Origin of the sequence: Thiomicrospira microaerophila (assembly GCF_000934765.1) — a bacterium.
Classification (GTDB): domain Bacteria; phylum Pseudomonadota; class Gammaproteobacteria; order Thiomicrospirales; family Thiomicrospiraceae; genus Thiomicrospira; species Thiomicrospira microaerophila.
The window spans coordinates 1-9085 of sequence record NZ_JYNN01000071.1 but is presented as its reverse complement, the minus strand read 5'-3'; the positions used below and the strand labels follow the sequence as shown (position 1 = coordinate 9085).

Annotated in this window: 10 protein-coding genes; all 10 read left to right on the top strand. The window is 48.8% G+C overall.

The genetic code is table 11. The annotated features are described in order from the left end of the window. Window positions 1-958 (top strand): TraM recognition domain-containing protein (locus NA59_RS12090; RefSeq protein WP_044413138.1); only part of this gene is annotated, 958 nt, incomplete at its 5' end. A gap of 98 nt (window positions 959-1056) precedes the next feature. Further along, on the top strand, window positions 1057-2787 hold the full coding sequence (locus NA59_RS12085; RefSeq protein WP_044413135.1) for an AAA family ATPase: 1731 nt from the start codon (window positions 1057-1059) through the stop codon (window positions 2785-2787). A gap of 46 nt (window positions 2788-2833) precedes the next feature. Beyond that, on the top strand, window positions 2834-3586 hold the full coding sequence (locus tag NA59_RS12080) for a metallophosphoesterase (protein ID WP_157792628.1): 753 nt from the start codon (window positions 2834-2836) through the stop codon (window positions 3584-3586). Window positions 3587-3697: 111 nt separating this feature from the next. Continuing rightward, a complete protein-coding gene (locus tag NA59_RS12075) occupies window positions 3698-4444 on the top strand; it encodes a metallophosphoesterase family protein (protein ID WP_052501667.1) in 747 nt (248 codons plus the stop codon). Between the two features lie 12 nt (window positions 4445-4456). Beyond that, on the top strand, window positions 4457-5113 hold the full coding sequence (locus NA59_RS14530) for a metallophosphoesterase (protein WP_052501666.1): 657 nt from the start codon (window positions 4457-4459) through the stop codon (window positions 5111-5113). Between the two features lie 66 nt (window positions 5114-5179). Continuing rightward, window positions 5180-5785 carry a hypothetical protein gene (locus NA59_RS12065; protein ID WP_044413132.1) on the top strand — a complete coding sequence of 202 codons (606 nt, stop codon included), beginning with the start codon at window positions 5180-5182 and terminating at the stop codon, window positions 5783-5785. Between the two features lie 25 nt (window positions 5786-5810). Next, the gene (locus tag NA59_RS14525; RefSeq protein WP_052501665.1) at window positions 5811-6608 is read left to right on the top strand and encodes a metallophosphoesterase; all 798 of its coding nucleotides are present in this window, start codon (window positions 5811-5813) and stop codon (window positions 6606-6608) included. A gap of 106 nt (window positions 6609-6714) precedes the next feature. Continuing rightward, window positions 6715-7620 (top strand): hypothetical protein, encoded by a 906-nt coding sequence (locus tag NA59_RS12055; protein ID WP_157792627.1) that lies wholly within the window; start codon window positions 6715-6717, stop codon window positions 7618-7620. A gap of 294 nt (window positions 7621-7914) precedes the next feature. After that, entirely contained in the window at window positions 7915-8700 is a 786-nt protein-coding gene (locus tag NA59_RS12050; protein WP_044413128.1) for a metallophosphoesterase, read from the top strand. A gap of 83 nt (window positions 8701-8783) precedes the next feature. Then, a partial coding sequence (gene rhuM / locus NA59_RS12045; RefSeq protein WP_044413141.1) for a RhuM family protein occupies window positions 8784-9085 on the top strand: 302 nt, incomplete at its 3' end.

Sequence of the window (9085 nt, the reverse complement as noted above, 5' to 3'; positions counted from 1 at the left end):
AGAGCCGAGCTTTTTTGAGGGGTTAAAGTTGTTCAAACAAGGCGTGATGACAAGCGCACGCTATACAGTGGATTCGCCAGAAGACCTGCGTGAGGCTAAGGATATGGTCAAGTCTGAGTATAGCGTGATTGATTTGATGCTCAAGCTGGTAAATGAAACGGGTGAATGTTTTGATGAGTTGCTTGAACCCTTGGCCATATATCACACAGAGTCGATTGGTTATCACAAATCAGACAAAGAAAATCTACGCCAGTTTGGCTATTACGTGTCTTACTGGGACTTGATGCTGGAGTGTTTAACCAACAAAGCCATGACACGGGTGTTTGATTGGGATTATCTCTACGAACCGAGTGCACCGGGTGAGGGCCCACTGAGCAGGTATATTGAGAATGAGTGCTTTATGGTGCTCTCGCCCACACAAACCAGCCTAGTCGACGAGCTTATTGTGTCGTTGGTTAAAAAGTCGGTGTTTAGCTTAATGTTAACCCGTCAGAACAAACTGGCGCCGATGGCTTATATCGCCGATGAGTTCCAGAACTTCATCAGCGCGGATAGCCACACCGGTGAGCACAACTTTGTTGACCGTTGTCGCAGCTACCGAGTGAACTGTGTCTTTATTACACAGAGCCTTGCGCACTTGAAAAACAAGGTGATTGAGAAGCGCGGTCAAGCGGGCGATCAGGCGCTTGAGGCGATGCTCAATAACATGACCAATCGCATAGTTTTTAGAAGCACGGATGCCCAAACCATGCAGCTGCTGCGCACCTGGATTCCATGCCCACCGGTGATGAATAGCCGACATGTGATCGATGTGCGCCCACCCTCTGGTCTAAAGGTGGGTGAGTGTTACTTCATCACGGCACGGGGCGAATGGGGTCGTCAGCAGGTGGTCCTTCCACAGGATTGGCCGCCACTGATGCCGCGCGCGCAACAAGACCAGCTCAATCTACACCATTAAACCCAAGCCCCACCGCGACCCTCGGTGGGGCCAAGGTTAAGATTTTAAAAGGAGTATCGCTATACCCGCCATGACAACGCTAAACAAGGAGGTGTACTATGTCAATGCAAAAACTAACCCCCCCGCGACTCAAGACTATCCCCGAGGCGCTTCAGCCAGATAGGCGCGCTTTGTATAGCTTTGTGAGAGGTTGTCAGGAAAACGATAGCACGAAGGTGGCCGATAGCCTTCAACAATTACAACACCTGAATCTCAATAGCACTATTGGGCGCTACAACGGTCAATATCAAAACCTGTTGAGTGTAAGCCTGAGCTGCGGTTGTTATGCGGCCGCACAGCAATTGATCGAGATGGATGCGGTGGATCCGCTGGCCACGACTATTGAGAACAGAGATGCGTTGTGCTTAATGTTGCTCGATAATAACCGTGAGGCGATCACGTGGTTGTTAGCGCAATTGGGGCGGCGCTTACTGTTGAATAACAATCACCCTGCACTGCACTTTCTGATTGAACAGGGCACGCGCCACGATGCCGAAACACTGCACTACTGGCTTGACATCAGTCAGATGCCGGTGGATGTGTTGGGTGATAAAAACCTAACGCCCTTGGCCTATGCGTTTGAGTGTTATCAAACTCTGGTTGAGAAGTTTGGTGAGCAGCCGATGAGGGGTAGGCACGCGACCAATCCACTCTTAAGCATGATCGCGCTATTGTGCGATAAGGGTGCGCGTTTAGATGCCGGTCCTAAGGGGCGGCGCCCGAGTGATATTTTAGCTCGCATGCGCTCCTCTGACTACAAGGACAAATTAGAATCGCTGTTGGAGCTGAAACAGCAGAGCGCCGGTGCAACGATTGGCAAGGGGCAGAGCACGCCCAACAGTGAGCCCATGATCGAGGTGTTTAGCATCAAAAATACAGCGTCCTCAAATAAGGAGGTCAAAGCGATTAGCCAGATGGTGAAGGACGCTAAAAAAAATGTTAAACCCTACCAGCGGGTAAACACCCTGATGTTTGAGGCACTCGCGCAGTTGTCGGATGAGTTTCCCAACTTTAGCGAGGTGATTGAATATGTGATGGGTGAGTTGTCCTTAGCCAATCAGTCCTCATCAAATTGGGTGAAGATTAGTCCTGTTTTGTTGGTGGGTGATCCGGGTATTGGCAAGACCGCCTTTATCGTTGCACTTAACGCGGTGTTGCAGATACCGCTATTAAAGCTTAATGCCGGTGTGATGAGCGCTAATTTTACGCTTGCGGGCATGGACAGCTCATGGTCCAATTCAAAACCCGGTGTGATTGCGAATCAGTTAATTTATGGCAGCCACGCCAATGGTTTGGTGTTTATTGATGAGCTTGATAAAGCGATAGAAGTGACGGGTAACGGTGGCAATCCCTTGAGTGCGTTGTATGATTTGCTCGAAGAGGGTTCCGCGCATTTTGTTGATCAGTATTATGGTCAAGAGGTGCATTTTAACGCTAACTTGTTTAGTTTTTTTGGCGCGGCCAATGATCTCTTACCGATTGCCGAGCCGATTATTAATCGCTTTGAGGTGTTTGAGATCGCCAAACCCAGCGTAGCGCAGTTGCACGATATCACTCAGCGCATGTATCAAACAATGTGTGCGGGTTTACAGCTTAAAGGCACATTAGCGCCAGTGCTCTCAAGCGAGGTGGTGGATAGTTTGATTAGTCTGCCCCCACGTACAATCAAAAAAACATTACGGCGTGCTTTGGGTAGTGTGCACATGCGCCAGGCGACACACATGGGTTTAGAGGATTTGCCCAGTCGCTCTACGCAGGCGGTTAAACCGCTCCAGCGCATTGGCTTTTAGTTGAGCTTGGGTGCTGGTTTAATCACGCAATAGGAGGGTGGATTTTGTGAACAACTTAGACCAACAGCGCCCAACCCACCATCTTGTGGTGGGCCGAAATCGGCTTGGGCGCGATTTTTTTATCAGTGATATTCACGGTCATAAACCAAAATTTGAGCGTGCGTTGGCGCGGGTGGGGTTTAACCTGGAGGCTGGCGATCGCCTGTTTTGTGTTGGTGATCTGGTGGATAGAGGTAGTGATAATTTGCAGATACTGGGCAAACAACTGCACTGGCCGGGCTTTTATTCGATCAAGGGCAATCATGAGTTGATGTTGCTGGACCAGTTTGACCAGCAACCGCTTAACTATGGCATTTATAGTTATGGGGGGATGCGCAACACCCATACCCTCAATGGGGGTCGCTGGTTTGAGAAATGTCGCCAACCAACGCGTGAGCGGGTGGTACAGCAAATATCTCAACTGCCCTTAACGCTCGAGGTGGATACGGCCTATGGGCGCATTGGGTTGGTGCATGCCGAAGTACCGCTGGGTCAAACTGACTGGTCAGCCTTTCTCCACCAGCTTGGTCGTGATGGCAAGCTGGTGGAACAAGCGGTATGGGGTCGGGATGTGCTCTATGCCCATCAAGCTCATAAGCCGATTGCGGCGGTGACGGGGATTGATGCCATTATTCACGGCCATACCCTGGTTTGCAAACCGGTGGCGGTCGCAAATCGCCTCTATATCGACACCGGATTAGAAACCGGTGATCTGAGTATTTTGAGTGCGCAGGCAGTGTTTCAATTAATCCATGCTTAAACTCAAGGGTTTTTGTTTAGTCTTGTTTAGTCTTGGCCTCATGCACCATGCAGGGCCAGGCTAGCTAAGCGAGCGAATGAATGAGAATCTTGAGGTTTAAGGAGATGAGAGATGAATATTTTACATATTAGCGATACCCACGGCCAACACGGCTTGCTCGATTTTGCCGGCATGAATATTGATGTGCTGATTCACTCGGGCGATTTTAGTGAGTCGGGATCACAAAAAGAAGTGCTCCAGTTTTTTGATTGGTTTGCGCACTTGCCCATTGTGCACAAGATTTTAGTGCCCGGCAATCATGACTATTTTGTTGAAGAGATTGTGGCCGATCCTCAGTATCGCCAGTATTTTTGGCCCAACGATTTTCATTTACTGATTGGCGAAGGGGTTGAGATTGAGGGTGTCAGGTTTTGGGGCAGCCCGGTGACACCTTGGTTTTTTGAAGGGGCTTTTAACCAAGAGCGCGATCAGATTGCCAATGAGTGGGCGAAAATTCCCGCCGATACCCAAGTGCTGATTACCCACGGCCCACGCTTTGGGGTATTGGATCGGGTTGAGGGTGGCACACATGAGGGCTGTCATGCACTGCGCACGCATATCGCTGATGAGATGCCGGATTTAAAAGTGCATTTGCATGGTCATATTCATAGTGACCATGGCGCACATCGCGCGGCGGGTTTGCTGACGCTCAATTCAGCCATGATGGATCGCCACTATAAACCCAGCCAGTTGCCCCAATGGATTGAGCGACATGGGGCGTGTTTTGTAACGCCCCAAGAGCGGGCGATTTTAAAAAAAGGCGATGACCAGGCCTGGTTATACGCGGTGGATCACAAGCTTGTTGACTTAATGGATTAAGGGAGAAGAGGCATGCACCCAAAACATCACACACAATACTGGCTGGATGAAGTGGATGAGCACAGCTGGATTATCAGCGACACCCACTTTAACCATCAGCGGATTATGGAGTACGAACCTTGTCGTGTTAGCGATATGCAGGCCAAAGGTTATAGCTCGATGGATGAGTGGCTAATCGATAACTGGAATGCGCATATAGCCCAATCGGATCTCGTGGTTCATTTAGGTGATTTTTCATTTAAAGGGGTCTCGCGTTATTTTGACCGGTTAAATGGGCGCATTATTTTGTTGCTCGGCAATCACGATATCCCCTCGCTCAAACCGCTGATGCGCTATGCGCAAAGACGACCAGACAAACTGCGGATTTTGCAAGGCTGTGAAGGGCTGAGCGAGCCCGAAGAGGTTAGTGGCTTTATCAAAACCCTAAGGGGTAAAAAAGTGATGTTTAGTCATTATCCGCTCATTAGCCTAGATCCCTATGGACGCGGCAAAGCCCAAATAACCCGCAATGCGATGGCGCAGGTGTTTAAAGCTCAAGGGTGTGAGATCAATGTACATGGTCATGTGCACTCAAACGATACGCACACCGACCCGAACGAGATTAATGTCTCACTCGAGCGCACCGGCTTTGGACCCAAAACGATTGGTTCGGTGCTGGCTAATGTGTGATCGATGGATGGGTGAGTGAGTGCGTGGTTGAGTTGGTAGGTGATCAATCAATGATGGAGATAAAAAATGATGATCTATAAATCGCTTTTAACCGGCTGGGTGTGCCTTATGGTGTTGGCCTTGAGCGGCTGTATTGAAAAAGAGGAGGCGCTCGATGAGGATCTACTCCATCCGCTCAGCTACGATTATGTTAGCGGCTGTTCGCAAGCCTCTGATCATGAGGGCGCTTATTCGTTTCAGACAGAGTATCAATTTGTTGATCAGCGTATTTATTCGCGCGAAGTCGTGTTTTGGGACAATACGCGCTGTGTCGATCGTGGTGATGTCAGTCACTATGTGCATGATGACTACCAATATCACTATCGCATTCAGATCGCCAATGAGCCCGAGCTACAAGGTTTGGCCTCATCCATTTGGCTGGTGTCGCAAACCGATGGGCTGAGCAGCTGGAGCCAACAAGGTTATATGCGGGTATACAGCGAGCCCAACAGAATGTGTTTTGGGTGGGATGAGGGGCCACTGAACCATCCCTCACAATTTGATAGTCGATACGATCTTTGGCTTGATAACGATCTGGTGGTGAAACACTTAAAAACCGATGTGAGCGATTTGATTGATGTTAACAACCAACAAGGGCGCTGTTTAGTAAAGCGCTTGGCACCATTAAGATAGCCGACCCACACTATAAGGAGACGATATGGCATTCGCGCAGATATACAACCAAACGATAGCCCTTAATACCCGGGGCACAGACTATGTGATCGGTGATGTGCATGGTCATCCTGCACGTATCGAGCAGGCGTTAGCAAGTGTAGGATTTAACCCCCAGCGCGACCGCTTGTTTTGCTTAGGGGATTTAATTGATCGTGGACGCGATAGCTTGGGCGTGCTGGCTTATTTAGATCAGCCTTGGTTTTATGCGGTACGTGGCAATCATGAGCAGATGCTGATCAATCGTTTTCGCTATCCGATTGTGCATCCGTTTCACGCCAACAAGACACAGCCATCGGCGATGAAGCTTCATGCAAAAAATGGCGGGGCTTGGTTTGATGCGCTGGTTGAGGAGGATGATCAACAGGCGGTGTATCAGCGTTGTGCTGGCTTAGCGCTGAGTATCACGCTGGCGAGCCCTTGGGGGACTATTGGGCTGGTGCATGCCGAAGTGCCGCGCACCTGTGATGATTGGAATCAGTTTGTCAGCCAGCTTCCCAAGGATGAAGCACTGCGCGAACAATCGCTATGGAGTCGCTGGTTTGTGGGCGATGTGTATGACATCGAGCAGCAGTGTTATTTAGCCCAGCCGATAGATGCGCCCCGTTATCTGGGTGGTGTGGTGGCCTGTGTGCATGGACACACGGCTGTGAGACAACCGGTTGTCAATGGCAATCAGATATGGATCGATACCGCCCATCTGAGCGGGCAATTGAGCATATTGAGCATCAGAAATGTGATCGAGCAGATACAGTTGGCCGCACTTAAACAAGAGCACAAGTAAAAGATAGTGCTAGCCATAACGCCGCCAAATGCAAAAACAACTTACAAAAACAAACAACAAAAAATAAGCCGCTACACCGCTAAACAAGAAGATAAGAAGGCAAAACATGATGACTAGACTCACCCCACAACAATGCGCGCAGTTAATAGACCAACTGCAACAAAAAAAACAAAAGCTCATCGACCTGATGACTCACTTGATCAGATTTGAGCAGCGCTATGGCACGCCCTTGTGGGTGGTGGGTTCAGTCGCCCGGTGTCGTTATTGGTTGGACTCGGATGTGGATGTGTATTTGGACTTGGCCTTGTTTAAGCAAGCCCACCCAGAAGATGAGTATGCCTGGGTAGCGTTAGATGAGTTAGCGAGTATTGATATGATTGTGTACCCGCCCCACGCGTTTAAAAAGCGGATTGAAGCGCAGGGAATACGCCCGGATGAGCTAAGAAGAAAGTTGGCGATGTTTGATGATGAGGCCAGCTTGATCAAGGTGTTTGCGCAGCGGCGTATCAAAAAAATAGAGCGCACGCTCGATAACTCGCATTTTATGGTTGCAAAAGTGGTAAAACTGCAAGGGATGTATGTAAAAGCCACACAAAGCGCATTTGACGATGATGCGTTTTTGGCGAACATGCTGGTATATGACCAACGAGTACAGCAACTTGCTTTTCGGTTTGTGTGGGTGGGGCTGATGATTTTGTCGCGTTATGAGCATTTTTTTGACCCCAAGGGGGCTGAAGTCAAAGGGATGATCAGCGAGACGGATTGGCAGCATTGGTGTGATCAGCTGGCCCAGCCGACTACGGATCGTGCCCCGTTTGTTATGCCAGGGCGCGAACGAGTGGCAGATTTGTATCGCTATCTTGATAGTACTAACGCCTATAAAATCCAGCCAACACCGAAAGCGATAGAGCCGATGAAGCGCTTAGGGGAGTGGATTGATAGCTTTGCGGAGTTTGAGTGCTACACCCGAGCCTGGTTAACCACAAATTGGGTTGAGGCTGTTAACTGTTAAGCATCGATGAGATCAGAGCCTACGAATGTTAGGAGGCAGAGGTATGTGAATAGTCCATATCAGCGACACCCATGGTCAACATGAAAACTTGGACTTAGCCGGCATACAAGCGGATGTGCTGGTGCACTCCACTGATTTCACCGTCAGAGGCACGCAAAAAGAAGGGCTGGCGTTTTTGGGGATCACCGGTCACGCCTTGGTTTTTGAATGGCGCCTATAACCAGCCCCGTGATCGTATCGCCAGTGAGTGGGCTAAGATACCCCAAAATACCGATAGCAACAAGGAAAGCAACGATGAACTTAAAACCAAATCACCACCAAAACGGCTTTTATCAGACATTAACCACCAATCAGCTTGGTCGGGACTATTTTGTTGGCGATATTCATGGTCGATTTGATGAACTCATGGACGCGCTTGATCGTGTTGGTTTTAATTTTGAGACTGATCGGCTCATTAGTGTCGGTGATCTGGTGGACCGAGGCGATCAGAGTGAGAAGGTGGTGGGATTGATTGATCAACCTTGGTTTTATGCTGTGCGGGGTAACCACGATCAGTTTATCTTGGATCAGTATGAAGCGGAGCGGGTCATGCTCTATGGCGATTATAGCCATTACAGTGCGCGCGATATTCACCGACAGGTGTGCTGTTTTGAAGCGGACTGGTTTTATGCGCTCAGTGAGAAGCAACAATTTGCGCTCGCCAGCAAGCTGATGCGCCTGGCTTATGTCATCGAGTTGGATCTGGGTTCGATGCGTATTGGTGTGTGTCATGCCGGTGTGCCTTTGGAATTTGATGACTGGCAGTCGTATTTAGTAGGCTTGTCGGATCGTAATGTGCGCGAGCTCACACTCCGCAACCGCCATGTGGCACAAAACCTCAATCGCGGCGTGGAGCGTCAGCTCAAAGGTATTGATTTTACCCTGCACGGCCACAGTTGCTTTCCAAAACCGCTATTTGGCAAACAATGCGGTTTTATTGATACTTTTGATCGGGCCGGTGTGCTCACGCTTATTTGTGCGGACGAGATTGTTGAAAAACGCCGTGCCGTATTGTCAAATAAGAATAATAGAGATGCTTAGTAAATTTTTGGAGATAAACATATGATATTGAACTACAAAATGCATACAATAAAATTCCTTTAATTGCGGGTGGTTAATGAATAATGAATTTTGTTGAAATATTTAAAACTGACGATGAGAGAGTTAACTTACAGGTCTCTCTTGATAAGGATACGGTTTGGCTAAATAGGCAGCAACTCACTGTATTGTTTGGCCGTGATATAAAAACCATTGGTAAGCACATTGCCAATGTCTTTAAAGATGGTGAGCTTGAAAAGAAGGCAGTTGTCGCAAAATTTGCGACAACTGCCGAAGACGGAAAAACATACCAAACCGAACACTATAATTTGGATGTCATTATTTCAGTTGGCTATCGTGTTAAATCACAACGAGGCGTTGCGTTTCG

Excerpts from the sequence above, each read along its gene's own strand:
- NA59_RS12085 (WP_044413135.1), top strand. The coding sequence starts at position 1,057 with ATGTCAATGCAAAAACTAACCCCCCCGCGACTCAAGACTATCCCCGAG.
- NA59_RS12075 (WP_052501667.1), top strand. The coding sequence starts at position 3,698 with ATGAATATTTTACATATTAGCGATACCCACGGCCAACACGGCTTGCTC.
- NA59_RS14530 (WP_052501666.1), top strand. The coding sequence starts at position 4,457 with ATGCACCCAAAACATCACACACAATACTGGCTGGATGAAGTGGATGAG.
- NA59_RS12065 (WP_044413132.1), top strand. The coding sequence starts at position 5,180 with ATGATGATCTATAAATCGCTTTTAACCGGCTGGGTGTGCCTTATGGTG.
- NA59_RS14525 (WP_052501665.1), top strand. The coding sequence starts at position 5,811 with ATGGCATTCGCGCAGATATACAACCAAACGATAGCCCTTAATACCCGG.
- NA59_RS12055 (WP_157792627.1), top strand. The coding sequence starts at position 6,715 with ATGATGACTAGACTCACCCCACAACAATGCGCGCAGTTAATAGACCAA.
- NA59_RS12050 (WP_044413128.1), top strand. The coding sequence starts at position 7,915 with ATGAACTTAAAACCAAATCACCACCAAAACGGCTTTTATCAGACATTA.